The 23,813-nt window shown below is 62.8% G+C and carries 27 protein-coding genes and 1 tRNA gene; 8 read left to right on the plus strand and 20 right to left on the minus strand.

Annotation, left to right across the window (positions count from 1 at the left end):
* The first annotated feature begins 23 nt into the window (after nt 1-23).
* A complete protein-coding gene (locus tag FNU79_RS12955; RefSeq protein ID WP_143721241.1) occupies nt 24-617 on the plus strand; it encodes a peroxidase-related enzyme in 594 nt (197 codons plus the stop codon).
* A 173-nt stretch (nt 618-790) separates the two neighbouring features.
* A complete protein-coding gene (locus tag FNU79_RS12960; RefSeq protein WP_143721242.1) occupies nt 791-2,620 on the plus strand; it encodes an alpha-amylase family glycosyl hydrolase in 1,830 nt (609 codons plus the stop codon).
* Nucleotides 2,621-2,629: 9 nt separating this feature from the next.
* On the opposite strand, the gene FNU79_RS12965 is transcribed toward FNU79_RS12960, so the two are convergent.
* The 12 genes from FNU79_RS12965 to FNU79_RS13020 form a co-directional block, all read right to left on the minus strand.
* Nucleotides 2,630-3,205, minus strand: coding sequence for an NADPH-dependent FMN reductase (locus tag FNU79_RS12965; RefSeq protein ID WP_143721243.1), 576 nt, complete (start codon nt 3,203-3,205; stop codon nt 2,630-2,632).
* A 154-nt stretch (nt 3,206-3,359) separates the two neighbouring features.
* Nucleotides 3,360-3,644, minus strand: a complete 285-nt coding sequence (locus FNU79_RS12970) for a FeoC-like transcriptional regulator (protein ID WP_143721244.1) — start codon at nt 3,642-3,644, stop codon at nt 3,360-3,362.
* Nucleotides 3,641-5,860 (minus strand): ferrous iron transport protein B, encoded by a 2,220-nt coding sequence (gene feoB, locus FNU79_RS12975; protein WP_143721245.1) that lies wholly within the window; start codon nt 5,858-5,860, stop codon nt 3,641-3,643. Before feoB ends, FNU79_RS12970 begins: the two co-directional genes overlap by 4 nt.
* Entirely contained in the window at nt 5,857-6,102 is a 246-nt protein-coding gene (locus FNU79_RS12980; RefSeq protein ID WP_143721246.1) for a FeoA family protein, read from the minus strand. Before FNU79_RS12980 ends, feoB begins: the two co-directional genes overlap by 4 nt.
* A 61-nt stretch (nt 6,103-6,163) precedes the next feature.
* Complete coding sequence (locus FNU79_RS12985) at nt 6,164-6,787, minus strand: SDR family oxidoreductase (RefSeq protein WP_143721247.1); 624 nt, start codon at nt 6,785-6,787, stop codon at nt 6,164-6,166.
* A gap of 145 nt (nt 6,788-6,932) precedes the next feature.
* Nucleotides 6,933-7,502 (minus strand): hypothetical protein, encoded by a 570-nt coding sequence (locus FNU79_RS12990; RefSeq protein WP_225430061.1) that lies wholly within the window; start codon nt 7,500-7,502, stop codon nt 6,933-6,935.
* Nucleotides 7,503-7,631: 129 nt separating this feature from the next.
* A complete protein-coding gene (locus FNU79_RS12995) occupies nt 7,632-8,225 on the minus strand; it encodes a hypothetical protein (RefSeq protein ID WP_143721249.1) in 594 nt (197 codons plus the stop codon).
* 180 nt (nt 8,226-8,405) lie between these two features.
* Nucleotides 8,406-9,035, minus strand: coding sequence for a thiamine diphosphokinase (locus FNU79_RS13000; protein WP_143721250.1), 630 nt, complete (start codon nt 9,033-9,035; stop codon nt 8,406-8,408).
* Nucleotides 9,036-9,125: 90 nt separating this feature from the next.
* Entirely contained in the window at nt 9,126-10,190 is a 1,065-nt protein-coding gene (locus tag FNU79_RS13005) for a hypothetical protein (protein WP_143721251.1), read from the minus strand.
* 72 nt (nt 10,191-10,262) lie between these two features.
* A complete protein-coding gene (locus FNU79_RS13010; RefSeq protein WP_404825793.1) occupies nt 10,263-11,240 on the minus strand; it encodes an ABC transporter ATP-binding protein in 978 nt (325 codons plus the stop codon).
* A gap of 126 nt (nt 11,241-11,366) precedes the next feature.
* Nucleotides 11,367-11,738, minus strand: coding sequence for a metal-sulfur cluster assembly factor (locus FNU79_RS13015; protein ID WP_143721252.1), 372 nt, complete (start codon nt 11,736-11,738; stop codon nt 11,367-11,369).
* A complete protein-coding gene (locus FNU79_RS13020) occupies nt 11,735-12,049 on the minus strand; it encodes a rhodanese-like domain-containing protein (protein WP_225430062.1) in 315 nt (104 codons plus the stop codon). Before FNU79_RS13020 ends, FNU79_RS13015 begins: the two co-directional genes overlap by 4 nt.
* 74 nt (nt 12,050-12,123) lie before the next feature.
* On the opposite strand from FNU79_RS13020, the gene FNU79_RS13025 reads away from it, so the two are divergent.
* Together FNU79_RS13025 and FNU79_RS13030 are read left to right on the plus strand one after the other, a co-directional pair.
* Nucleotides 12,124-12,411: a rhodanese-like domain-containing protein gene (locus FNU79_RS13025; RefSeq protein WP_225430063.1), complete on the plus strand. Its 288-nt coding sequence runs from the start codon at nt 12,124-12,126 to the stop codon at nt 12,409-12,411.
* The gene (locus tag FNU79_RS13030; protein ID WP_143721253.1) at nt 12,408-12,884 is read left to right on the plus strand and encodes an AAA family ATPase; all 477 of its coding nucleotides are present in this window, start codon (nt 12,408-12,410) and stop codon (nt 12,882-12,884) included. The genes FNU79_RS13025 and FNU79_RS13030 overlap by 4 nt, the downstream gene beginning before the upstream one ends.
* Before the next feature lie 50 nt (nt 12,885-12,934).
* On the opposite strand, the gene FNU79_RS13035 is transcribed toward FNU79_RS13030, so the two are convergent.
* A tRNA-Met gene (locus tag FNU79_RS13035) sits at nt 12,935-13,011 on the minus strand.
* Nucleotides 13,012-13,271: 260 nt separating this feature from the next.
* Between FNU79_RS13035 and rpmI the strand changes: the two genes are divergently transcribed.
* Both rpmI and rplT read left to right on the plus strand, forming a co-directional pair.
* The gene (gene rpmI, locus FNU79_RS13040) at nt 13,272-13,472 is read left to right on the plus strand and encodes a 50S ribosomal protein L35 (RefSeq protein WP_124868460.1); all 201 of its coding nucleotides are present in this window, start codon (nt 13,272-13,274) and stop codon (nt 13,470-13,472) included.
* 3 nt (nt 13,473-13,475) lie between these two features.
* Nucleotides 13,476-13,847 carry a 50S ribosomal protein L20 gene (gene rplT / locus FNU79_RS13045; RefSeq protein ID WP_124868458.1) on the plus strand — a complete coding sequence of 124 codons (372 nt, stop codon included), beginning with the start codon at nt 13,476-13,478 and terminating at the stop codon, nt 13,845-13,847.
* A gap of 115 nt (nt 13,848-13,962) precedes the next feature.
* Here rplT and FNU79_RS13050 read toward each other — a convergent pair whose 3' ends face one another.
* Genes FNU79_RS13050 through lysS form a run of 5 tightly spaced genes read right to left on the minus strand, consistent with a single transcriptional unit; the run spans nt 13,963 to nt 18,260 of the window.
* Nucleotides 13,963-15,165: a benzoate/H(+) symporter BenE family transporter gene (locus FNU79_RS13050; RefSeq protein WP_143721254.1), complete on the minus strand. Its 1,203-nt coding sequence runs from the start codon at nt 15,163-15,165 to the stop codon at nt 13,963-13,965.
* Nucleotides 15,162-15,989: a PhzF family phenazine biosynthesis protein gene (locus FNU79_RS13055; protein WP_143721255.1), complete on the minus strand. Its 828-nt coding sequence runs from the start codon at nt 15,987-15,989 to the stop codon at nt 15,162-15,164. Before FNU79_RS13055 ends, FNU79_RS13050 begins: the two co-directional genes overlap by 4 nt.
* Before the next feature lie 19 nt (nt 15,990-16,008).
* Nucleotides 16,009-16,557, minus strand: coding sequence for a DUF1990 domain-containing protein (locus FNU79_RS13060; protein WP_143721256.1), 549 nt, complete (start codon nt 16,555-16,557; stop codon nt 16,009-16,011).
* Between the two features lies 1 nt (nt 16,558).
* Entirely contained in the window at nt 16,559-17,032 is a 474-nt protein-coding gene (locus tag FNU79_RS13065) for a hypothetical protein (RefSeq protein ID WP_143721257.1), read from the minus strand.
* Between the two features lie 40 nt (nt 17,033-17,072).
* Entirely contained in the window at nt 17,073-18,260 is a 1,188-nt protein-coding gene (lysS, locus tag FNU79_RS13070) for a homocitrate synthase (protein ID WP_143721258.1), read from the minus strand.
* A 135-nt stretch (nt 18,261-18,395) separates the two neighbouring features.
* Here lysS and FNU79_RS13075 point away from each other — a divergent pair, with 135 nt between their 5' ends.
* Entirely contained in the window at nt 18,396-19,997 is a 1,602-nt protein-coding gene (locus tag FNU79_RS13075; RefSeq protein WP_143721259.1) for an aminotransferase class V-fold PLP-dependent enzyme, read from the plus strand.
* A gap of 93 nt (nt 19,998-20,090) precedes the next feature.
* Here FNU79_RS13075 and aspS read toward each other — a convergent pair whose 3' ends face one another.
* The gene (aspS, locus tag FNU79_RS13080; protein ID WP_143721260.1) at nt 20,091-21,425 is read right to left on the minus strand and encodes an aspartate--tRNA(Asn) ligase; all 1,335 of its coding nucleotides are present in this window, start codon (nt 21,423-21,425) and stop codon (nt 20,091-20,093) included.
* Nucleotides 21,426-21,650: 225 nt separating this feature from the next.
* On the opposite strand from aspS, the gene FNU79_RS13085 reads away from it, so the two are divergent.
* Entirely contained in the window at nt 21,651-22,664 is a 1,014-nt protein-coding gene (locus FNU79_RS13085) for a 3'(2'),5'-bisphosphate nucleotidase CysQ family protein (RefSeq protein ID WP_143721261.1), read from the plus strand.
* Nucleotides 22,665-22,671: 7 nt separating this feature from the next.
* On the opposite strand, the gene FNU79_RS13090 is transcribed toward FNU79_RS13085, so the two are convergent.
* Nucleotides 22,672-23,799: a tetratricopeptide repeat protein gene (locus FNU79_RS13090; RefSeq protein WP_143721262.1), complete on the minus strand. Its 1,128-nt coding sequence runs from the start codon at nt 23,797-23,799 to the stop codon at nt 22,672-22,674.
* Nucleotides 23,800-23,813: the final 14 nt, after the last annotated feature.

Below are 23,813 nucleotides of genomic sequence, written 5' to 3' on the forward strand. Positions count from 1 at the left end.
CAACACATCGCTAGACTGGGGCCATGACCCACGACCTAACGTCCGGTGAAGCGCAGCCCCGTTTCTCTTTCCTCCCGATTCCCACTGAAGCCGAGGTGCCTGAAAGTGTCGCCAAGCTCTGGAGCAAGGCCCAAAGCAATCTGGGCTTCGTGCCGAATGTGTTCAAGGCGCAGGCGCTGAACGGTGAGCAGTTTCAAGCCTGGTGGAGTTATTTCAATTTGCTGCTCAACAAGGAAGGCCACCTGCAGCCGCAGGAGCGCGAACTGGTGGCAGTGGTCGTGAGCAGTCTCAACGCCTGCCTTTACTGCGCGGTGTCGCACGGCGCGGCGCTGAGGCTGACGGGCATGGAGGCAAGCAAAGCCGACGCGGTGGCCGTCAACTGGCGGCAGGCTCCGCTGAGTGCGCGTGAAGCGGCCCTGTGCGCCTACGCCGAGAAGCTGACCGTGACACCCGCCCAGATGACCGAAAGCGACTTGGGAACCTTGTGGGCTGTGGGCCTCGGCGACCACGAAATTATGGAACTGGTGCAAGTCACCGGGATGTTCAACCTGACCAACCGCGTGTCGAGCGCTCTGGGCTTCGTGCCGAACGCGGAGTATTTCTCGGCGGGTCGGTAAGCGGAACCCGTATAAGGTCTGAAGAGCAGTGACCTCCTTCTCTCAACCAAAACGCAACATCACAGGTGACGCTGGCCCAGTTTACGTTCCCCCAATTACTCGGCAAGGCGCGGCACGACCTCCCACTCGACGCGGAGGGGCGGCGGTTTGCTATGCCCCTCAGGAGAACATTCATGCTCGACCCCGTTCCTGCCCGCCACGACCACACTCCCGCTTACACCGCCGCCCTCGGCCTGCCGCAAGGAGAGAGCGTCACCCTGCGCGTCTGGACGGGTCTGCCGGTGACAGGCGTGTCGCTGAAAGTTGTGCGGGTGGGTGAAATCGAATACCTGCCCGCCGAAGCCGTGACGTTGCCGAACTGGAGCGGTGAGGGCCAGTGGTTCGAGGCCCGCTTACCTATTCACGCAGGGCGGGTGCGCTACGCCTGGGAACTGCGCCTCCTGGACGACCATCTCAACCTGACGGCGGCGGGTCTGACGCACGGGCGGCGCGGCTTTCGGAGTTGGTTTCAATATCTGGCTGGACACATTGCGCCTGAGTGGGCCTGGCAAAGCGTCTTCTATCAGATTTTTCCCGACCGCTTCCGCGACGGCGATTCCAGCAGCAACGTGCAAGACGGTGAATACCAGTATCAAGGCCGACCCATCGAAACCCGGCTCTGGGGAGCGCCGATTGATCAGGCGGGCGACGTTCACGCCCACTACGGCGGCGATTTGAAAGGCATTCAGGACGCCTTGCCCTACCTCACCGATTTGGGCGTGAATGCCCTGTGGCTGACCCCGATTTTCGTTTCGCCCAGCAACCACCGCTACGACATCTCGGATTACCGCCACGTTGACCCGCACCTCGGCGGCGACGCGGCCTTTGACAACCTGATCGGCGCGGTTTATGCGGCCAATCTCAAAATCGTGCTGGACGGCGTGTTCAATCACGTCGGCAACGAACACGCCCTGTTTCAGGCGGCGTTGGCGGGGGCCGAGCGCGAGCGGGCCATGTTCACCTGGCGGGATGAGCAGGAAAAAACGCAGCACGAGTTGCCTTACCACGCTTTTTTTGATGTGCCCACCCTGCCCAAGCTCGATTACCTCAGCGGCGACGCCGAGCAGGAGTTTTTGGCGGGCGAGCAGAGCGTGGTGCGCCAGTGGCTGCGGCGCGGCGCGGACGGCTGGCGGCTGGACGTGGCCCACATGATCGGCAAGGGCGGCACCGACGAGGGCAACTTGGACTTGCACCGCTCGCTCAAGCGGGCCGCCCGCGCCGAGAAGGGAGACGCGTACGTATTCGGCGAGCGCTTCTTTGACCCTGAGGCCGCCCTCGACGGCAGCGGCGAAGACGGCGCGATGAACTATCACGGCTTTGGCTTGCCGCTGATGCAGTGGTTTTCGGGCCACAGCTATACCTTCACGCCCAGCCGCTTGGGGGGCGAGGAACTGTGCGCCCTGCTGGCCGATACTTACCACGCCTTGCCGCCGCAAGTGGCGCTGAGCATGTTCAATCTGCTCGACTCGCACGACATTCCCCGCGCTCTGTTTCGGCTCGGCGGCGACACCCGCAAGCTGCGGGCCGCCCTGACTTTGCTGCTGGCGTATGCGGGTGTGCCTTGCCTTTACTACGGCACCGAGATCGGGCTGTCGCAGGCTCAGGAAGGCGCGATGCCTTGGTGCCGCGAGAGTATGCCCTGGAACGAGGCCGAGTGGGACACCGAGTTGCGGGCCGAGGTTCAGCGGCTCATCAAAGTGCGCCGCAACTCGCTGGCGCTGCAACAAGGGCATTTACGCTTTGTGTTGCAAACGCCGGATGCTGTCGGCTTCGTGCGCGAATACACTGCCGGAAGCGGCCACGCCGAGCGGGTCTTGGCGCTGGCCTCGCGCACTCCTGAAGCCGTCACGCTGACTTTGCCGCAGGGCGACTGGACGGACTTGCTCAGCGGCGAGGTGCTACGCGGTCAAGTCAGTCTAGACCTGAGCGCAGGGCGGCTGCTCGGGCAAGGCCAAGCAGACTGAGCGGGGCGCTTACATCTCCCAGGTTGAGCGGTACTTTCGTGCGTCTAAGCGCTCCGAGAGTTCTACGGCCACGCTCAGCGTCTTCTCCAGCCTTGTGGCAATCAAAGGCTTCAGCGCGTCACCTTCCCAGTCCTCGCCCACCGCGTAGACGTGATACGGATTGAGGATGCATTTGAAATCGGTCAGCAGGCCCAGCGCCAGCGGGTGATGCGACACATAGCTGTGCATCAGGCCGCCCGCCACCAAAAAGGTCACGACCTTGTCGAACCAAACGGCGCTCAGGCCGCGCGTGGTGCTGTGAGAACCAGTCAGCTCGATCAGGTTTTTCGCGCCGCTGCCGGTGGCCCAGTTGTAGACCGGCAGCGCCAAAATTACCCCGTCGGCCTGCTCAATTGCCTGACGGTACAGGTGCACGTTGGGGTGCGCGTAAGTGGCGTCGTCGTCAAAGGCGGGCAGCGGCGTGTCGCGCAAATCCAGCAGCGTGACTTGGTGGCCTTGCTGACTCAGGCGCTCGGCAGCAAGTCGCGCCAGCATTCGGCTGCGGCTCTGGGGGCTGAGGCTGGTGGAGAGGACGGTGAACTTCATGCCGCCAGCCTAACGCCTTTCCTCACCGCTAGAACATTTGACGTAAAAGAGAGGGATCTTTTACGTCCGAGCGGTGCGAGTGAAATACGTACCAGAGCAGGTGGAAGTGGAGTTGACTGGGTGATTTTTCCAGTCAACTCCACTTCCACCTGCTCTATAAGCCGCGCTTCAAATACTTCTCGCCGCGCTCGGTCAGCCGCAGCAAGTGAAAATCTGGCGTTTCGTCGCCAAAGTTGCGGCACATGCTTTTGAGGCTGCACCCGTTGCACGAGCAGTCGCCGTTGCCCTGCACGGCTTCTTGCACGTAACCTCCGGCGTAGAGGGTTCTGAGCATGCCTTCAAGCGCTTCAGGCGAGCTGCCCAGATGGCGCGAGAGTTCCGGTAGAGTGCGGGGATTTCCCGCCAAGCTGCCCAAAATAGTGGAGAGGGGAGAGGTCATAGAAAGTGCCTCGCAATCTGATACACGAGCAGGCCCGCCACCCAGGCGATGCCCATTTCGTAAGCCACCGTCATCCAGGCCATCCGCCGCCCGTGCTCGGCTTGCATGGCTCCGATGGTGGCGACGCAGGGTGTATAGAGCAGCACGAACACCAGGTAAGCCAGCCCCGCAGCGGGCGTGAAGGCTTTGGCCAGCGCCTTGGCCAGTGGCGTTTTCTGCTCGGCGCTGGAATCGGCCCCCAAGCTGGGCAGGGCGATCAGGGTGGGCAGCGCCTGTACCGAAGTCTTGACTGCTTCCCAAGTGGAGAGCGCAGTTTGCTGAAGGCCGGCCACCAAGCCCAGCGGCGCGGCCCGTTTGGCTTCTTCGCCCAGGTAAATCTGGCCCAGCGTGCCAACCACCACTTCTTTGGCGATAAAGCCGGGAACGAGTGCTCCCGTCGCTTGCCAGTTGCCGAAGCCCAACGGCGAAAAGATGGGGCTGACCGCTTGGCTGGCCCGTCCAAACAAGCTCTGGGCGGGCGGCACTTCACCGAATTTCTGCCCGTTGACCGCTGGGATGGAGAGCAGCACCCATACCACCGCCACCGTCGCCAGAACGGTGGTGCGGGCGCGTTTGGCAAAGCTGGCGGTGCGGCGGGCTGCGTGCGTCCACATCACTTTCCAAGCGGGGAAGCGGTACGGCGGCAACTCCAGCAGCACTCCACTGCCCTCGGCGGGCAAGGAGGTTTTACGTAGCACCCAGGCAAACGCGAACGCCACCGCCATGCCCAGCACGTACATGCTCCAGACCACCCACGCGCCCGCTTTCGGGAACAGCGCCGCCGAGAAGATCACGTAAACCGGCAAGCGGGCCGAGCAGCTCATAAACGGCAAGATCATGCTGACCAGCACCCGGTCTGATTTGCGCTCCAGTGTGCGGGTGGCGTAGACGGCGGGCACGTTGCAGCCAAAGCCCAGAATCAAAGGAATGAAGGCGCGGCCATCCAGCCCCAGCCCGCGCATGGTGCGGTCAGCCAGGAAGGCGGCGCGGGCCATGTAGCCGCTGTCTTCCAGAAAGCTCATGGCGAGGTAGAGCACCAACAGGGTGGGCAAGAAACTCAGCACCGTACCGACGCCGGGAATAATTGCGCCCACCACGACGTCTTTGAGCAGCGGAATGCCGCCCAGCAGGCTGACGGCCCAGCCGCTCGCCACGTCTTGCAGCGGCCCGCCGATCAGGTCTACGAACGGCGCGGCGATGGTAAACGTCAGCCGGAAGACCAGCAGCACCAAGCCGAGGAAAATCGGAATGCCCAGCCACGGGTTGAGCGCCAGTTTGTCCAAGCGCTCGGTCAGGGTCAGTTTGAGTTCGGCATTCGGCACGGCGCGGCGGGCGATGTCTCCGGCGCGGGCGTAGCGGGCCTCGGCAATTTCAATCAGCGGATCGAAGCCGCCGAGTTCCAGCGCGGCGCGGTGGGCGTCGGCAGCGTCCACGAGTGGCGTGTGTCCGGTGGCGCTCAGGCGGCCCCGCAAACTCGGATCGCCTTCCAAGAGGCTGAGCGCCAGGTAGCGGTAGGCGTGCGGCGGCAAGGTCGCCAGAGCCGCCATCTTGTCTTCCAAGTCGGCGGCGGCGGTTTCGATGGCTTCCGGGTAGCGCAGCGGGTGGCCGATTTGCGCCCGGCTCAGCGTGGCGTCGAGCAGGCCCGCCGTGCCGATATTCTTGACGCCGACCGTTTCCACGACCGGCACGCCGAGTTCTTGGCTCAGCGCGGCGGCGTCCACTTCCAGCCCTTTGTTCTTGGCTTCGTCCACCAAGTTGAGGGCCAGCAGCATCGGCACCCGGAATTCGAGGAGTTGCAGCGTCAAATACAGATTGCGCTCCAGGTTTCCGGCGTCCACCACATTGAGCAGCACGTCCGGCGCTTCGTCGAGCAGGGCGGTGCGGGTAATCAGCTCTTCGGGGGTGTGGGGCGAAAGCGAATACGCGCCGGGCAAATCGAGCAGGTGAATGGTTTGCTCGCCGCGCTTGAGGTGCGCTTCCCGCTTTTCTACCGTGACGCCCGACCAGTTGCCGACCTTCAGGCGAGTTCCGGCCACCGCATTGATCAGGGTGGACTTGCCGGTATTGGGGTTGCCCACCACCAAGGTGCGCGGCTCGCGGTGGGCACGCAGGCGGGCGACGGTGTCGGCGCAGGCCGCTTCGTCTACACGCGGCGAGGGCGGGGGAGAAGCGGTCATGAGCGCCTCACCGTCACGCCCACCAAGTCGGCAGCCCGCAGCGCCAGATCGGTATTGCCCAGCCGCAGATGCACCGGGTCGCCCATCGGCGCGAGGCGCACCACGTCTACTTTCGCGCCGCGAATAAAGCCGAGTTCGAGGAGGCGGCGGCGCAGCGGGTGCTTGGAATCAAGCGCGACCACATGCGCCGCCTCGCCGGGTTTGAGGGTGCTAAGCGTGACATCACTGGGAGAAACGGTCATAATCCTGACTATACTACTCGGATTAGGGTAGATTTCAAGGGCCTGTGTTACGCAATTCGTCTCAGAGAGCGGTTACCGCTTCGTGGACGCCTGTTTCGCCGCTGACAATTTCAAAAGTGTGGCCAATGCTGCCCGCGTTCTCCAAGCAGGCCACCACCACGCGGGCCACGTCCTCGCGGGGAATCTGGCCTCTGGGAGCCGGGTGGGCCAGCGTGATCTGGCCGGTGCCGGGCTGGTCGCTCAGGCCGCCGGGCCGCACAATCGTAAACGCCAGCCCGCTTTGCTGCACGTGCGCGTCCGAAACGGCTTTGACCTTGAGGACGGGCATCAAAAAAGGCGGCATCTGTTCCGGGCGGTCTACGCCCATGCTCGACACCACCACCAACCGCTTTGGCCCCTGCTGGGCCAGGGTGTCGGCCACGTTGACCAGCGCGTCGCCGTCGATGGCCTGATATTTGCCGCTCATGCCCGCGCCCGCTGCCCACACCACCGCGTCCGCGCCGTCCAGCACCTGCTGCCACTGGCCCGTCAGGTCGCCCATCACCGGGGCCGCGCCGTGGAGGCTGAGCATATCGGCCTGCTCCTGCGTGCGAACCAGCGCCCGCACTTCATGGCCCGCCTGTACCAACTGACTCGCCACTTGCCGCCCGACTCCGCCCGCCGCTCCGATGACTGCAATCTTCATGCCTCAAGGCTAAGCGGGCGGGCCGTCAATCAGATTCAAAACAGATGGGCAAGGGGTGAAGGGCTATTGGCTTTACGGTTGACTGGCGCTGGCCTTGCTCGCTGCTGCTTGGTCATTCAGGCTCGGCTGCACAGACGTGACAGCCTTAAAAGCCCAGCAGTCCCAGCGCCGCCGTCGCGGTGAGTTCGCTTTTAAACGGTTGGATCAGGGCGGCGGTTTTGGGGTTGGCCTCCAGCTTGACGGTGGTGTTCAAATCCGGCAACTTGCCATTTTTCAGCTCGGTGGCGATTTTGCCAAAGTCGATGTCTGGCAAGCCCAAAGCGCGGTTCACGTCGTCTCTGAGGACGTTGTAACGCTCTCGGCTGAGCTTCTCGCTCGCCAGGCCCGCCGTCTGCGCCGCCCGTACCGCGCCCACCGAACTGCCCACGTCCCGCAGCACGCCCGTCACTTGCCAAAAGCTGGGCGTCTGCCCATTTTGAACTTGCTGGAAAATGGTCTGGACGCTTGCGAAGTTGCTGCCCAGAGCCTGACGCTCGGCCCGGCGAATCCGCACGAACTTTTCGATATCGGCTTTGCTGGGTACAGCCCGAATGTTGCCGCTGGCCGCCGGAACCCCCGCCGACTGACCCGGGGGCGCTCGCAGCCCGTCCACGAAGACCGCCACTGGGCGGTAAACCAAAAAGTAGCCCGCCGCCACCAAGGCGATCAGCAGCACCAAGGAGCCGCCGCAGCCGCATCCACATCCACGTCTTGCCCACATGCTCCTGATACGGGAGAAGCGTGCGGAAAGTTGCGGTCAGCAGCTTAGGCGGCCCCAAACCTAAATGGCTACAAACCCTAGTACCTACAAACCCAGCAGGCCCAGCGCCGCCGTCTCCAGCAGGTCAGTACGCTTGGGCTCGATTAGCGCTTTAGTCTGCGGATCGGTATCGGTGTTGACGGTGCTGCCGATATTAGAGAGGTCGCCGCTCCTCAGTTGGCTAAACAGCTTGTCAAATTCAACGCCAGGCACGCCCAGCGCTCTATTGACTTGGCTGCGAACGGCGTCGAAGCGCTCGCGGCTGAGGTTTTGCTTGGTCAGCGCCGCTTTCTGAGCGGCTTTGGCGTCGCCCACCGAGCCGCCCAGTTCGCGCAGCGCTCCCGTCACCTGCAAAAAGCTGGGGGTGTTGCCGTCTTTGATGCCTTGCCAGAGGTCTTGCAAACTCGAAAAACTCTCGCCCAGCGCTTGGCGTTCGGCGCTGCGAACGGCCAAGAACTTGCTGAGTTCAGCTTGAGTGAGCGGCGCTTGCACTTGGGGCTTGCTGGTCTGATCAGGGGTGTTGGCTCCAGCACTCTGCGCCAGCAGCGGGCCGCTAGGCTGCGGAGTTGAAGCCGCCGCCGTACTGACCAACACCAAAGTCAAGGGCAGCGCGAGGCGGCTGAAACGGAAATTGGACATAGCCTCAGAGTAGAGCGGCAAGCTGAAGGGCAGTTGAATAGTCGGGTGAAGTTGGCTTAGAGCATTTGTCAAAAAAGAGTTTCTTTTTTGACCGACCAATGGGAGTGGAATAGAGAGAGCATTTGGGAGGATGGATGGCTGAGCGTGCTTTTTGCTCGGCCATTTATTCGGACAGATGCTCTAAGCCCGCCGCACTTCGCTCAGCACCGTCAGCAGTGCCACGCCTCCTTGCAACTCGGCGCTCAGCAAACCGCCCGCCGCTTCGTTGCTGACGGTCAGGCCGCTGCCCATCGGCACGTCCACACCCGTCAGCGGCCAGCGAGCGCCGCGTAGCGTCAGCCCCCGCAGCGGCGAGGCGGCCAGCACGCTGAAGGTCTGCCCAGTCTGCAACGCCAGATTCACCGGAGAGCTTGGCAGCAGCGGATAGCCCGCTTCGTTGCCGCTGTGCAGCGTCACCTTGAGCCCTTCGCCGGCGAGTCGGCAGGCCCCCAGCGCCAAAGCGAAGGCGTGGTCAAAGCGGCCCCCGAACGCGCCCAGAATGATGAGTTCGGTTGCGCCTCTTTCGCGGGCCACCGACACGGCCAACTCGAAGTCGGTGCTGTCTTTGGCCGCCGGATGCACCTCGCGGGGCGCGTCCAGCGTCAGGCCGTCTGAGGAATCAAAATCGCCCACCCAGGCGTCTACTTTGACATCCAGGGCAGCGGCGTGCCGCGCTCCCCCGTCGGCGGCGACGACGAGGTGCGGGCGGGGCAGGGCGGCGAGGGCGGGCGTGAGAACCAGTCGCCCACCCACCAAAATCCAAGCGAGCATGGCGGCCACTCTAGCGCAGCGCCGAGAACCGAACTGAGGGTGGCACTGAGGAGAGCAACCAAAGCGGACAGCACCCACAGCGGACAACACCTACGGCAAGTTCAGCGCGGCCTTGATGTCGGCCAGCATCGTGTCCACATTTTTGCTCAGCCCGTCCAGCGCGGGCGTGGCGGCGCGGGCCGGATTAAACGCCGACAAATACACGATGCGCGGCCCACTGCGGGTATTCAGGCTGCCCTCACTCGCCACCGCCAACTGCGCGAAGCGCTCGCTGCCGTCTGGCAGCGTGTAGGTCAGGCCGACGAGGCGGTAAGCGCCCGCATCTTCGCCGGGGGTGACGCTGAATTTCAGCTTGGCGGCGGCGCTGAGCGTTGCAGGTGTGGCCGCCGCCAGCATCGCTTTGACAGCCACGGGGTTGAGTGGATCGCTGGTAAACAGGCCGCCGATGTCACCTAGACTCAGGGCCGAGAGCGCTGCGCCCAGCAGTTGTACGGTGCTGGCCGCCTGCGCATCAGTGGGGCTGCTCGGCGTGGTGGTCACGGTGCTGCTCGTTACAGTGGTGACCGTTGCAGAGGGTGTTTGAACGGTGGCTGCCGTGCCGAGCGGCGCACCGGCGGCCACCGTCAGGTAAGGCTTGATGGCGGCGCTGCCGCTAAATTTCTGCACCAATTTGCCCGCGCAGTCGGCGGCGGCTTTGCTTTCGTCGCTGTCAAAACTCACGCCGCTCCACCAATACCAGGAACTGTATCCGGCGCTGGTGCCTTCGCAGGTGTCTTGCCAAATCACCGTGCCAGTGGCCGCGTCGTCGATTTCAAAGCTGGCCTTGACCGTTTTGGCATTCAGGCAACCGACAATCGGCAAGCACACGCCGCCCCCGCCGGTGATGTCGTTGATGCCCGCCTTCATCACCAAGTTGGCTCCCGCCGACTGGCGCACTGGCCGCACAGAGCCGCTGGCTTTGAGGGCTTGAGTGATGGCCGTGTCAAACGATGACCAGACGCTGTAGCCGCAGTAGCCGCCGCTGCAATAGTTGTCACCGATATACACCACGGCTTGCGGGCCACTGTAGGTGGGGGCTTGCTGAGCCGAAGCCGCTCCCAACAGAGCGAGACTGAGAACACCGAAAAACCGTAGATTGTTTGCGCTTTGTTTCATGACCTCTCCTAACCGCCAGCGGACTAAAAGCGTGGTTTCGTTCAGTCTAAAGGCCAGTGCGTCAAAACGGTGTCAAATGCTGAGGCGGTCATCCGGCACTTCACGCACCCTGCTTTGATCCAAGTTCAGTCGCAGCGCACCGCCGCTGGCTTGTTCGGCCTCGCGGCTGCTCAGGTGCAAGGTGATTTCACCGAGTTCGTGCGCCACCCGCACTGTCTGGCCCTCTTCGGTGCTTTGCCGAAAAGTGACGCTGTAACTCGGCCCCTCGCCCAAACGGAAAGCACTTTCGGGAACCAGCAGCGCCGTATCTCCCCGCCCAAATACGTTCGGCTGACCCAGAAACTCGGCCACCCACGCCGTTGCGGGCGTCCCGAAGACTTCAGCGGCCCCGCCCACCTGCACCACTCGCCCGCTGCGCATCAGCGCCACGCGGTTAGCCAGCGCCAAAGCTTCGCGCTGATCGTGCGTGACGATCAAGACGGCGGTGCTGAGATTCTCAAACAGCGTCCGCAAATCCTGGCGCAGTTGGCCCCGGAGCTGCTCATCCAAGTTGCTCAGCGGCTCGTCGAGCAGCAGCAGTGGCGGGCGCGGCGCGAGGGCGCGGGCGAGGGCCACGCGCTGCTGCTGCCCACCCGACAGCTCCCCAATGCGCCGCCCTTCCAGCTCCAAGAGGCCCACCAGTTCAAGCGCTTCACGGGCTTGCTGCTCGGCCTGCGCTTTGCTCTTGCCGCGCCTGCGCGGGCCGTAAGCGACATTTGCCAGCACCCGCAGATGCGGAAAGAGGGCGTAATCTTGAAACACGAGGCCCAGGTTTCTGGCTTCCGGCGGCGCACGGCTCACGTCTTGCCCCGCCACCCACACCTCGCCGCTGTCTTGCCGCTCCAAGCCTGCCACCATCCGCAGCACCGTGCTCTTGCCGCTTCCCGACGGGCCGAGCAGGGCCAGCGTCTGGCTTGTCTGTAGGCTGAGGCTCACCCCGCCAGCCGCCACGACCGGGCCGTAAGCGCGGCTGAGGCCAAGCGTTTGCAGAGCGGGGAGATCAGTCGGCACGGCGCTCAGGGTAACGCTTTGGGCAGCGGGGAAAGGCAAACTGACAAAAAAAGCCCCCGACCATTGCGGCGGGGGAGACTTGATCTTTTTGTCTTGAACTGGAATTTGGGTGCGAACTCTTTTCCGTTAAAGGTTAAAGCCGAACATCCGCATCTGGCGTTTGCCGTCTTCGGTCATCTTCTCGGGGCTCCAGGGCGGCGACCACACGAAATCTACGTTGACGCGGTTGACACCGTCCAAGCGCATCACGGCCATCTCGGCGTCCGAGCGAATCAGGTCTTGCACCGGGCAGCCCACCGAGGTCAGGGTCATGGTAACGTCAACCACGCCCTCAGCATTGATGTCCACGCCGTAAATCAGGCCCAAGTCCACCACGTTCACTGGAATTTCAGGGTCTTTGACGACTTTCAGCGATTCCAAAATTTGCGCTTCGTTGGGCAGATTGCCCGCAGCGGGCGCGGGGGCAGGATTGATACCGTTACTGGTTTCGTCGCTCATACTGCTCCTGTTTGGGTGGGCAGGCCGGTGTCTTGCCAAGCAATCGTGCCGCCGGTCAGGTTGACGGCTTTGTTGTAGCCGTGATCGAGCAGAAACTGGGTGGCCCGTCCGCTGCGTGCGCCGCTGCGGCAGATCAGCACCAGTTCTTTGTCTTTGGGCAACTCGGCGTAGCGCGTCTCAAATTCGCTCAGCGCCATGAGCTGTGCGCCCTCGGCGTGAACTTCTTCGTACTCGTTGGCTTCGCGCACGTCGATCAGCAGTGCGCCGTGTTGAAGGCGGCGTTGAGCTTCTTTTGGACTCACTTCTTGCATAAACTCCAGCATAGCCCAGACCTGAGCGCCGATTGTGACGGGCCGCGAGTTGACCTCGGTACGCTAAGATTTTGATGATGAATCCCAGTCCTCCCCACCTCTTCATTGACCTGCGGGCCGCCGCACTGCGCGCAGTCGAGCCGCTCAGCTCGCTCATTTCCAATCCCCACCGGGTGCTGAGTTTGGCGCAAATCGAAGAAGGCCAGCACGGCCTCACCTCGGCGGACGGCCCAGTGGTGGTGATTTGTGAACGGGGGATTCGCAGCAGCCTGGCAGTCCGGTTTCTGCGCTCGGACGGCGTAGACGCGCAGGCGTATGAAGGCGGCGTTCTGGCAATGAAGCAAGCGCTCTCGGCGCGGTGAAGGGAGAAGGGCCGCCCGCCATTCACGCCCTGCATGGTTTCTTGGGCAGCGGCAAAACCACTTTGGCCCGCCAACTCGAAACCGAGTTGCCCGCCCTGCGCTTTTCCAGCGACGAGTGGATGGTCACGCTCTACGGCCAAGACCCACCCGAAGCCCTTTTCAGTGAGTACCGCTCTCGCATCTACGCGTTGATGCGCCGCTACTGGACACGCGCCCTCGCTCTGGGCCTGCCGGTGGTGCTCGACGAAGGCTTCTGGACGCGCCGCGAACGTGACGACCTGCGGGCAGAAGCGGAGCAGCTCGGCGTTCCGCTGATTCTCTACGCGCTCAGCACGCCCGAAAGCGTGGCCCGTGAGCGCATTCGGCATCGCAACCAAGAGCCGCACAGCCTCTACATCGCCGAGAACACCTACAACCTGTTTCGCCCGCGCTTCGAGCCGCTGGAACCTGACGAGCCTCACATCCTCGTCTGAAGCCAACACCAAAAAACCCCAGCCAATTCGACTGAGGTCTTTTTGTACTTTGGTTGCAGGGACAGGATTTGAACCTGCGACCTCCGGGTTATGAGCCCGACGAGCTACCAGACTGCTCTACCCTGCGTTACCTTGGTGCTTGGCCGGATTTCCGGCGCTTAGGAATAGTACAGCCGAGTTCAAAACCTGTCAACCCCCACGAGGTTACAAAGTGGATCGGCGCAGTGCGGCCCCGGGGACGGCTTGATTGTCTTGGCCGCTGGCCTGTATAGTTTCTTCTTGGCCACAAGTGGGGCTAGGCATCAACAGCGTCCGTGTAAGTTGGCGCGGCCCAGACCCCCAGACGACACCGCCAACAAGGTGTCCGCCTGGCCCAAGGAGGCAGCAATGCCGAAGATGAAGACCAAAAAGAGTGCCGTGCGCCGGATTAAAATCACGGCGACGGGTAAAGTGATGGCGTTCAAGAGTGGCAAACGCCATCAGAACACCGGCAAGAGCGGCTCGGACATCAGCAACAAAGGCAAAGGCTTTGTGCTGGCCAAGAGCGAGTGGGCGCGTATGAAACTTGCTCTGCCGGGAGGGAAATAAACTATGCCACGCACCAAAACAGGTATTGTCCGCCGCCGCCGTCACAAGAAGGTGCTCAAGCGGGCCAAGGGCTTTTGGGGTTCACGCTCCAAGCAGTACAAGATGGCCTTCCAGACGCTGCTCAACGCCGCGACTTACGAGTACCGCGATCGCCGCAATAAAAAGCGCGATTACCGCCGCCTCTGGATTCAGCGCATCAACGCCGGTGCCCGCCTCCACGGCATGAACTACTCCAACTTCATCGCCGGACTGAAGTTGGCCGGTATCGACCTCAACCGCAAGGTGCTGGCCGATATTGCCGCCCGCGAGCCGGAAGCCTTTGCCATGCTGGTGGAGAACGCCAAGAGCGCCCACAGCAACAAGCAAGCCGCTTAAACTCAATCGGCACCGCCCAAACCGCTTCCAGAGAAGCGGTTTGGGCGTTTTCTTTTGAAGGGCGTGCGTTTGCTGGCTCGGTCGTACCAGTATCCCTGTTTTTGGGATCACTCCTTTACCCGTTTCTACGCCGCAGGCCCCAGCCCAGCGCTCCGCCCAGCACCACGCCCCAGACGGCGCTGCCCAGTCCCCACCAGCTCAGCCCCGAGGCGGTGACGAAAACGGTGACGGCGGCGGCCTCGCGCCAATCGGCTTCGCCCAGCGCCGAAACCAGACTGTTCGTTGCCGTGCCGAGCAGTGCCAGGCCTGCCAGTGCGGCGATGAAGGCGGGCGGCACGGCCCCCACTGCGCCCGCCACCCAGCCCGCGAAAATGCCCAGCAACAAATAGAAAAAGGCGCATGACAAGCCCGCCATGTAGCGCCGCGCCGGGTCGGGGTGGCTTTCTTCGCCCGCGCCGATGGCGGCGGTGATGGCGGCGAGGTTGGTGGTGTGCGCTCCGAAGGGAGCCGACAGCAGCGAAGTCAGGCCGGTGGACCAGATCAGCGGCGAGGTCGGAACCCGCCCATAGCCGAAGGTTCGCAGCACCGCCACGCCCGGCAGGTTTTGTGAGGCCAGTGTCAGCAGGGTCATCGGCAGGGCCAGCGAGAGCAGCCCGTGAAGCGTGAAGTGGGGAGCGGTGAAGACCAGCGTGCCGAACACGCCCGCTCCGCCAGCGGCCCCGACTTGCCCGGTCAGCACGGCCACGGCCACACCTGCCAGCAGCGAAAGCAGAACGGCGTAGCGTGGCGCAAGCACCCGGCCGATCAAAAAGCCGCCTATCATCGCGCCCACCAGCAGCGGCGCAGTCGGCAGCACTTTGAAGGCGCTGATCACGAAGGGAATCAGCACGCCTGCCAGCAGCGCGGCGGCCAGCGGCCCCGGAATCCGCGCCGTGATCCGCTCGAAGGCCCCGCTGATGCCGATGGCGGTGATCAGGGCGGCGCTGATCAGGTACGCGCCGATCATCTCCGGCAAAGTCAAGGCGCTGGCCTGCGTGGCGATCAGCGCCAGTCCGGGCGTCGTCCAAGCCGTCAGAATCGGAGCGCGGTAGCGCCAGCTCAGCAGCCACCCGCTGACGGCGATGCTGATGTAGACGCTGAAAATCCAACTGCTGGTCTGGGCGGGGCTCAGGTGGGCGGCTTGGGCGGCGGCGATCACGAGGCCGATGCTACTGGCCGCGCCGACCAACACCGCGATAAATCCGGCCAGCACCGCCGAGAAGGAAACGTCGCGCTTCAGGTCGCTCAAGGTCGGGGGGCTCAATAGGAGTTCACTCATGGTGTGAGTCTGCGGGCCGCGCCGCCCACCCAGACCTCGCTGGCTCCGCTCGACTGCGGAAGGTACTGAGCGCTGAGGCGGGAGGGTTGCCCCGGCATCATTTGAAGGCCGCGCACCAGCGGTTCGTCTTGGGGCAGCGCTCCGCGCACGCTAATGGCTCCCACCAAGCAGGCGAACATGTTGCTGCTAGCAGCGTCCTCGTCAAAGCCCTTCAGCGGCCCGAACGCCCTCAAGCTCACCTCGGCGCGTTCGGCTTCTAAGGTGTAGACGATCAGGCCGGTGGTGGCGGTGGCGCGGCCCAGTTGCTTTATTTGTTCAAAATCAGGTTGAAACGCAGTCAAAGCCTCCAGCGTCGGCAGCTCCAAAATTAGATTGGGGCGGCCCGTGCTGGCGATCTGGATAAGTTCGCTAGTCAGGCCGAGGCCGCTGACATCTGCTCCCGGCGCGGCGCTCACGCTCACGTCGCCCTGCTTCAGCAGCCACTCGCCGCCGCAAAGCTGTGCGGGAAACTCTTGACCGTTCATCCAGACGCTTGAGACATCGGCAATCTGACCCGCCGCGTGGAGGTGGCTCAAGGCCGCTAGCGCCGCGCTGTCGCTCTCGCCTTTGTCGCGCAGGGGAGTGAAGACGCGCAGGCGTGCGCCACCCGCGTCGGTCGCCTCGATAAAGACAGACAGCGGCGTGCCAGCTTGCTCGGCCTGAGCCTGCAAATCGCCCTCGGCAGCCGTGAACAGTGAAACGAGTTTGCCGCCTTCGGTGCGCGGTGCGGCGTAAACGCGGTAAGCAGCTTCGGCTTGGTAAGAAGTGGGGGAGAAATCGGTCATCTGAGCATTCATCTGGAGGTTATTGTGCCGCCCGCCGCACGGAATTCAAATACTGCCGGGTGCCGAGCGAGCGCACAAGCTGCCCGAAAGGCCGCCCCAAACGGTAAAACCGATTGGCAGGCTGGCTGTCTGCCTTCAGGCTGAAGGTCACGCGGTCATCCGAGTGCCACTCCACCACAAACAATTCCTCGCCGCGTTCAGGGTGGCCGGGCAAGCTGCCGTAAGCAAAGCCGTATTGTCTGCTGCCGTCCAGCACCCGTACGACGCGGCAACCGAAAGCTAAGCACAGGCCCGCGCAGGTGAGCAACACCAAGACGGTTTGCCCCTCGGCGGGCGGCTGGGTGCCGGGGTAGAGCCGCAGCCAGCGCGACTGGTGGGTCTGCCAGCTCTGCAAAGCTGCCTTGCCACGTTCAAAGGTCGCTTGACCGGTGCCGAGCAAAACGGTGTGCTGCTCCATCTCGGTTTGCGGATCGAGCGTGACGCCGATGCGCGAGTAGGTCGGATTCAAACTGCTAGCCCGCTTCAGAACGCGGCTGAAGGCGGCGGGCGTGGTGCGGGTCAGTTGCATCTCATGCCTGCCGCATCAGTTCCCTGAGCTGAAATTCGTGCCGGGCCGGATGCATCACTGCGTGTTCCAGCATGGCGTCTACCCAGTACGGCATTCCGGCGAAGTAAAGTTCGGGGTCAGGTTCCATTTGGGCGTCTGTCACGGCGGCCAAAGGCAAGCGCCAACGCGCCAGCAGATCATCAAGGTACTGATCGGTCTGCGCGGGCAAATCCCCGACGTCCGGCACAGGCCCAATCTCCGGCGCGGGCAGCTCGAGGTTCTGACAGATCCTGAGCAGATAAATTCTGGCCGAGCGCAGGATGTGATGGAGCAAGACGTCGAGCGATTGGTAATGCTCCTCTGCCGTAACCGGCAAGCTGACCCCTTGTGCCTTCGCTTGTTTTACTGCCTCCACGCACTGCCGCAGCTGCTGTTCGTGGAGCAGCACCAGCGCTCTGGCTCCGCGTGATCGGTAGTGGGCGAGTTCTTCAGGCATGCCTGAACTTTAACATGGCCCCCCGTGCTGGGCCGCCGCCTTAAGCCGAAACCCATTCGCGCAGCAACTTCTCCAAGTGGGCGTCGTCCAGTTCGTCTTGTTCGGCCAATTCCTTGATGTGATCGGTCACGCGCCGCAGCGCGTCTTCGCCGTAGTGCAGGCCCATTTCGCGGGCTTTATAAGCAATGGCGTGCTTGCCGGTCACTTTGCTGGCGGCCTGAATGCGGCGGCCCACTCCAAAGACCTCCGGCGGAATCGCTTCATAAGCGCCGGGATTGAGATAAATCGCTTTGAGGTGCATTCCGGCTTTGTGGTTGTAAGCAAACTCGCCGGTGAGGTAATTGTTCCAGGGAATAGATAAGCCCACCATCCGGGCAATCATTTGATCCAACTGGGGCAGCATATCGAGGTTGTATTTGTCGATCAGGCCCTGTGGATCAAGAGTGAACATGCGGGCCAAGAAGCCGCCGAGCGGGGTAATGCCGTTGCGCTCGCCGATGCCCAAAATGGTGGTGTCGATATGGGTGGCTCCGGCTTCAACCGCTTCGTAAGCGTTGCTGATCGCGCAGCCGGTGTCGTTGTGGCCGTGAAACTCGATGCCGCACTCACTGTGAATGACTTTGCGAACTTCGCGCACCAGCGTATAGACCTGCCTCGGCGTAGCCACCCCCACCGTGTCGGCCAGGCCCACTCGGTGTACGCCCAGATCGCTGACGGCTTTATAGACGGCCATCAAATCGGCTTCTTCGCTGCGGAAGGTGTCTTCTGCCGAAAAGCGCAATTCCAAATTGGGGTGGTTGGCTTTTATCCAGCCGATGACGGTTTGGGCCGACTCGATAATCTGGCTGATGTTTTTGCCGTGACTGAATTCGCGCAAAAAGCTGGAAGTGCCGAACAGCAAATCTAAGCCGTCCACGCCAGTATCCACCGCCCGCTGCACGTCGTCCATGGCGCAGCGCACGTGGGTCAGCAGTTTGGCCTTCAAGTTCAGGCTGGCCAGCTTGCGGATGTCGGCGGCGGTGGCCGCACTCACCATCGGGGTGGTCAGCTCGATGTATTCGATTCCAAAAGCGTCGAGGGCTTTGGCAATTTCGATTTTGTCGTCGGTCTTGAAGTTGCCGCGTGCAAACTGCTCGCCCTCACGCAAAGTGGAATCGATAATCGCCCACGAGCGGGCCTGAATCGGCGGCGCGGAGACGCGGTCAGTGGGGCTGTCGGTGGCGGTCATGCGGCAAGTGTAGCGCCAAGTGTTTACGAATGTCAATTCAGATGCCCATTAACTTATCATTTGAAAAGCTGAGTGAATCGTCTATCCGGCACTGTAAACAGGGCACTGGGCACCCGGAAGCGTACACTGAATCACATGGATAACTTCACGCTGTTCAGAACTGATCTCATCGGTCAGGACGCAGTGATTCGCACACCCTTTGGCGCTCGGCGCGTGACTTACGCCGATCACGTTGCTTCGGGCCGCGCTCTGCGGTCAAGCGAAGCCTTTATCGTCGAGCGCGTTTTGCCGCTGTATGCCAACACCCACACTGACGACTCGGCCACCGGGGCCATGACCACCCACCTGGCCCACCAAGCCTGTGAATATGTCAAAACCCAGCTCGGCGCAGATCAGAACTGCACTTTGGTGTGGTGCGGCTCGGGGAGTACCGGAGCGGTCAAGCGCCTTCAAGAAATCTTGGGCTTGGCGGTGCCGCCTACTTTGCTGGCAAAACTGCGGGCCAGTTTCCCGCCCGACGAGCGCCCGGTGGTGTTCGTGGGGCCGTATGAGCACCACAGCAACGAAGTCACCTGGCGCGAAACGCTGGCCGACGTTGTAGAAGTGCCGCTCTGTCCGAGAGGCGGCATCGATCTGGAAGCGCTGCGAACCCTGCTCAAAGCGCCGGAATACCGCAGCCGCCAGAAAATAGGATCGTTTAGCGCTGCCAGCAACGTGACGGGCTACCTCAGCGACACCCGCGCTCTGGCCCGTTTGCTGCACGCGCACGGCGCACTGGCGTTCTTTGATTTTGCCGCGTGTGCGCCGTATCTCAAGATCGACATGCGCTCTGGGCGGCCTGACGGTTACGACGCCGTGTTTCTCAGCCCCCACAAATTCGCGGGCGGCCCCGGCACACCGGGCCTGTTGTGTTTCCAAAACCAGATTTACCCGGCGGGCGCACCCACTACAGCCGGCGGCGGCACGGTGAGCTATGTCAGCCGCACGGCCCACCACTTTGTCGAAGATATAGAAGCGCGGGAAGACGCCGGAACGCCGGCCATTCTCGGCAAAATTCGGACGGCGCTGGCCTTCAAAGCCAAAGAGCGCCTCGGTGTAGACGCTATTGCAGAGCGCGAACACGCTTTGATCAGCCGCGCCATTGCCCGCTTACGCACCCATCCGCGCCTTCAACTGCTGGGCAACTTGGACGAGCCGAGGCTGGCGGTGCTGTCGTTTTTGGTTCGCACCGAAGACGGCTCCATGCTGCACCCCCGCTTGGTCGTGCGTCTGCTCAACGACCTGTTCGGGATTCAGTCACGGGGCGGTTGCGCCTGCGCCGGCCCGTATGGTCACGCGCTGCTCAACATTGATGATCAAACCAGTCAGCGTTACATGCACTGCGCCCTTAACGATCTGGGCGGCCTCAAGCCCGGCTGGACGCGCCTAAATTTCGCGCCGTGGACGAGTGAAGCCGAATTTTTATTCCTGCTGTCCGCGCTTGAGTTTGTGGCGGATTACGGTGAGCGGTTCGTGCCGCTGTACAACATGGACTTTCACACCGGCACTTGGACGCACCCGGCGGACCAAAAATTGCCAGCGCTGTTCGAGTTGGAGGCCCCTGAAACCCAAGCCGGTGAAGCGCCGTATGCCGATTATTTGCTTGAGGCCAAGGCCATTGCCGAAGCGCTGATTCCCCCACAGGCGCGTGAAATACCGGTGGAAGTACCCAAAGAATTGGTGTTTTTCCGATACTGATAGGAGGTTCAGTCAATCGGTGAGAAATGAAGATTGACCCGGCTGGGCCAGCAGGAAAAGACGTTGTCGCGAAAGGCGCTGCGAAAGTGGTCTTCAAGGCGTCAGGCGGTTGCGGTCACGCGGGAAGGCGCGGGCGTACCGGACGTTGGCAATGCCCAGCAGCTTGGCAGTCAGTCGCTCGGCCCCAATCGCAAAGCCGCCGTGCGGGGGCATGCCGTACTTGAAGACTTCCGAGTAACCGCTCATGGCCTCACGGTTCATTTTGTAGGTGTCAATCGACTCCATCAGCATGGCGTGGTCGTGGATGCGTTGGCCGCCGGAGGTGATCTCGATGCCCCGGAACAGCAGATCAAAGCCGCGTGTCAAATCGGGGTTGAGGCTGCCATCTTCTTGGTGGTCGGCGTGGGTGTAAAACGGACGGGCGGCGCGGGGGTACTTGGTGACAAACACGAAGTCGCTGCCCTCAGTCTCGGCGTAGTGCTGGCAGAGCAGTCGCTCGGCTTCGGGGTCGAGGTCTTTACCGCCCACCTGATGCCCGAATTTCTCGGTGACCAGCGCTCTAGCGTCCATCAGCGTGATGCGGGGAATGCGCTCCGGCACCTTCGGGATACTCGCGCCCAGCAGCTCGAACTCGGCGGCGCAGCTTTCCTTCAGGCGCTCCATCGCAAAGTTCAGGAAGCCGGTTTCCAACTCCATCACGTCGTCTTCGTCGTCGATGAAGCCCATTTCTACATCCAGCGACAGGTATTCATTCAGGTGGCGGCTGGTGGCGTGCTCTTCGGCGCGGTAGACCGGGGCCACCTCGTAAACGCGCTCGAAGACGCCCACCATGATCTGCTTGTAGAGCTGTGGACTCTGGGCCAGGTAAGCCTGCTCGCCAAAGTAATCGAGCTTGAAGAGGTTCGCGCCGCCCTCCGCGCCCGCCGAGACGATTTTGGGGGTGCTGATTTCGGTAAAGCCCTGTGAGCGCAGGTAGGTGTGAAAGGCGTAGACGATCTCGCCCTGCACCTTCAGCGCTGCCCGTTCACGTAGGCCGCGCAGCGACACGTAGCGGTAATCCAGCATAGTTTCGGGGTTGACGTTCCACTCCATCTTGGGGATTTCCAGCGGCGAGGCCTGAGTAGCTGCCGACAGCACCTTCATGCTCTCGACCTGCACCTCAAAGCCGCCCGGCGCTTTCTTGTGGGCCTTGACGGTGCCCAAAATTTCCACGCTGCTTTCCGGCAGGGGCAAGCTGAGGTGGCTGCCGACGCACTGGGCCAGGCCGGTTTTGTCGCGCAGCACCACGAACTGCACCCCGCCGAGGTCGCGCCGGGCGTGGACGAAGCCTTGCAGCTTGACCGCTTGGCCCTCAAACTGGCCGAGGTCGCGGGTCAGGGTGCGGGCGAGTTTGGTTTGGGTCTGGGTTGGCTCGGTTGGGGTGGTCATTTCTCTCCTGGTGGCTCAAAAGGTGACTCAAAAAAAGCCCGACTCCTCATTGAAGTCGGGGGCGCGGTCAAACTCGGGGGCGTCCCCTACTGGGGATCGTCATTCAGGTTGTCGGCAAAACGGGTCTTCGGAAAGCTGGGGCCGCACATGGGCGTTAGTGTAGCGGCGCGGCGCGGCCACAAGCAAGGGCTGAGCTAGGGGAGTGGAGCGCTTTATGCTGAGCGCATGACTTACGCCCATGAGCGCCAGATTGCCGAACGCCTTGCCCGCCAAGCTGGAGAAATGCTCCTGAGACACCGCGCCGCCGGATTCAAAGTGGCTTACAAAACCTCCAAAGACGACCCGGTGACGGTGGCCGATACCGAGGCGTCCGAGTTGATCGTGGCCGGACTCAGGGCCGAGTTTCCCGAAGACGGCATTCTCTCCGAGGAACTCACCGACACCGCCGAGCGCCTCAGCAAGCGCCGCGTATGGATCATCGACCCGATTGACGGCACCAAAGAATATGTGGACGGCAGTCCCGATTTTGCGGTCAGCATTGGCCTCGCGGTGGACGGTGAAGCGGTGCTGGGCGTGGTGAACGCGCCCGCCCATGACGCCCTTTACAGTGGCGTGGTGGGGGAGGGCGGCTTCAAGAACGGCGAGGCTGCTGGTTTCAGCGCCCGCCCACCCGAACAGGCGCTCATTTCCGTTTCCGACACCGAGTACAAAATAGAGCTGCACCGCTACCCGCTGACCAACCTGCGCCCGTCCGGCAGCATCGCCCTCAAGCTGGCCCTGATCGCGGCAGGCGAGGCCGACGCCACCTTCACCATGTCGCCGCGCAGTGAGTGGGACATCGCAGCGGGGATGGCGCTCATCGCGGCGGCGGGCGGTCAGGTGACGCGGCGCGGGGGCGCTCAGATTCATCTCAACTCGCCCCAGCCCAGCATCCGGCAGGGCCTGATCGGGGGCCGGAGCGACGTGGTGGCGTGGCTGGAAACCGAACTCCACCGCCTCGCCGTGCCGGAGCAGCAATTAGGGTTGGTTGAGAGTGACGAAGCTTGGGCGCTGCTCAGCCGAGCCGAGCAGGAACGCTTGCGCGGCCAAAGCCACCTGCACATTCGCCACGCGGCGGGGCGAGTGGTGGCCCTGGTGCTGCTGGACAATGACCAGCGGGTGCTGCGCTCGGAAGGCGACGCCCTGCATCTGGGGGTGCTGACCCGTGACCTGACGCGGGCGTACGGTGCGCTGAGCTGAGAGCGGACTAGCGTGAAAAGGAACGCAGCCAGCGGTACGCGCTCCGCACGCCGAGGAAGCTCAGCCACGAAAGGCCGCCGAGAAGCATGGCCAGGGTCAAAAAACCGACGACCTCGTTGCCTAGTGAGCGAAGGCCAGCAGGCAGAAGAAGCAGGGCGAAACTCAGCGCGAGGTACACACCCAACAGCGCAGTAAAAAAGAAGACTGGACTGCGCCAGGCCATGCGGTACACGCGCACCCGCCGAATCTGCTTTCTGGTGTGTGGGCTGAGCTTGCGGACGCGGTAAAGCGTGCGAACCCAGACGCCCAGCCCCAGAACAGGCACGAGAATCAGGGCCTGCGGCACGATGATAAAGCGCCACGCTGGCGATTGCCGCGAAAATGGAAACGGCAAATACTCGTGAACCAGCGCTCTAAACTGCTCCTGCGCGGCGGCATTGGCGGGGTCGAGCCGAATGGCCGCCAGCGCCGCCGCGCAGGCTTCCTCAGCGCGGCCCTGACGGAGACTGACCCGCGCAAGCAAGTTGAGTGCCGGAGCAAAGTTCGGATCATCGGAGAGTAGAGCGCGTAACAGTTCCTCGGCTTCCTTCAGCCGCCGGAGTTCCAGCAGCGCCTGAGCCAGAAAAATCTGGGCCATCCGGTGCTGCGGCTCAAGGTGCAGGGCGGCGGCGGCTCGCTCATGCGCTTGCTTGGGCTGGTTCATCATCAGGTGGAGCTGCGCCAGTGAAGCGAGGGCGTCGGCGTTGTCTGGGTCGAGTCGCAGCGCCTCACGGACTGCCGCCAGCGCCGGTTCAGCGGCCTTCCACGCGCCCGACCAGCGCCGGAAGCGGCCAAAGGTCAACCCCTGCACCTGAGCGTTCCAAAGCGAAAGGCCCAGTCTCAGGTGTAAGTGGCTCTCCGTGGGGTCAAGGCTGACGGCCCGCTGCGCGGCGTCCAGCGCCTGCGGAAAATCGTCGAGTTCAGTGTAAATCTGGCTGAGCAGCCGCCACAGCGTGGGGTTGTCAGGATCGTGGGCCAGCGCCCGCGTCGTCTCGGCGGCGGCTTCACGGGGGCGGCCCAAGTCCAGCAAAACCAAGATGCGTGACCAAGCTTGCTCGGCGTCGGTGGAGAGTTCTGGTGCGTCAAATAGGGTCATTGGGTCGTCTCATG

The organism is Deinococcus detaillensis, from assembly GCF_007280555.1.
GTDB classification, from domain to species: domain Bacteria; phylum Deinococcota; class Deinococci; order Deinococcales; family Deinococcaceae; genus Deinococcus; species Deinococcus detaillensis.

Bases quoted from the DNA above. Each gene is read 5' to 3' on its own strand.
- FNU79_RS13075 (WP_143721259.1), top strand. From the start codon at position 18,396: ATGGATAACTTCACGCTGTTCAGAACTGATCTCATCGGTCAGGACGCA.
- feoB (WP_143721245.1), bottom strand. From the start codon at position 5,860: ATGACCGCTTCTCCCCCGCCCTCGCCGCGTGTAGACGAAGCGGCCTGC.
- FNU79_RS13060 (WP_143721256.1), bottom strand. From the start codon at position 16,557: ATGCAACTGACCCGCACCACGCCCGCCGCCTTCAGCCGCGTTCTGAAG.
- FNU79_RS12955 (WP_143721241.1), top strand. From the start codon at position 24: ATGACCCACGACCTAACGTCCGGTGAAGCGCAGCCCCGTTTCTCTTTC.
- FNU79_RS13020 (WP_225430062.1), bottom strand. From the start codon at position 12,049: ATGCAAGAAGTGAGTCCAAAAGAAGCTCAACGCCGCCTTCAACACGGC.
- FNU79_RS13050 (WP_143721254.1), bottom strand. From the start codon at position 15,165: ATGAGTGAACTCCTATTGAGCCCCCCGACCTTGAGCGACCTGAAGCGC.
- FNU79_RS13000 (WP_143721250.1), bottom strand. From the start codon at position 9,035: ATGCTCGCTTGGATTTTGGTGGGTGGGCGACTGGTTCTCACGCCCGCC.
- FNU79_RS12995 (WP_143721249.1), bottom strand. From the start codon at position 8,225: ATGTCCAATTTCCGTTTCAGCCGCCTCGCGCTGCCCTTGACTTTGGTG.
- FNU79_RS12960 (WP_143721242.1), top strand. From the start codon at position 791: ATGCTCGACCCCGTTCCTGCCCGCCACGACCACACTCCCGCTTACACC.
- FNU79_RS13015 (WP_143721252.1), bottom strand. From the start codon at position 11,738: ATGAGCGACGAAACCAGTAACGGTATCAATCCTGCCCCCGCGCCCGCT.
- FNU79_RS13025 (WP_225430063.1), top strand. From the start codon at position 12,124: ATGATGAATCCCAGTCCTCCCCACCTCTTCATTGACCTGCGGGCCGCC.
- aspS (WP_143721260.1), bottom strand. From the start codon at position 21,425: ATGACCACCCCAACCGAGCCAACCCAGACCCAAACCAAACTCGCCCGC.
- FNU79_RS12980 (WP_143721246.1), bottom strand. From the start codon at position 6,102: ATGACCGTTTCTCCCAGTGATGTCACGCTTAGCACCCTCAAACCCGGC.
- FNU79_RS12965 (WP_143721243.1), bottom strand. From the start codon at position 3,205: ATGAAGTTCACCGTCCTCTCCACCAGCCTCAGCCCCCAGAGCCGCAGC.
- FNU79_RS13055 (WP_143721255.1), bottom strand. From the start codon at position 15,989: ATGACCGATTTCTCCCCCACTTCTTACCAAGCCGAAGCTGCTTACCGC.
- FNU79_RS13090 (WP_143721262.1), bottom strand. From the start codon at position 23,799: ATGACCCTATTTGACGCACCAGAACTCTCCACCGACGCCGAGCAAGCT.
- rplT (WP_124868458.1), top strand. From the start codon at position 13,476: ATGCCACGCACCAAAACAGGTATTGTCCGCCGCCGCCGTCACAAGAAG.
- lysS (WP_143721258.1), bottom strand. From the start codon at position 18,260: ATGACCGCCACCGACAGCCCCACTGACCGCGTCTCCGCGCCGCCGATT.
- FNU79_RS13005 (WP_143721251.1), bottom strand. From the start codon at position 10,190: ATGAAACAAAGCGCAAACAATCTACGGTTTTTCGGTGTTCTCAGTCTC.
- rpmI (WP_124868460.1), top strand. From the start codon at position 13,272: ATGCCGAAGATGAAGACCAAAAAGAGTGCCGTGCGCCGGATTAAAATC.
- FNU79_RS13065 (WP_143721257.1), bottom strand. From the start codon at position 17,032: ATGCCTGAAGAACTCGCCCACTACCGATCACGCGGAGCCAGAGCGCTG.
- FNU79_RS12985 (WP_143721247.1), bottom strand. From the start codon at position 6,787: ATGAAGATTGCAGTCATCGGAGCGGCGGGCGGAGTCGGGCGGCAAGTG.
- FNU79_RS12970 (WP_143721244.1), bottom strand. From the start codon at position 3,644: ATGACCTCTCCCCTCTCCACTATTTTGGGCAGCTTGGCGGGAAATCCC.
- FNU79_RS13085 (WP_143721261.1), top strand. From the start codon at position 21,651: ATGACTTACGCCCATGAGCGCCAGATTGCCGAACGCCTTGCCCGCCAA.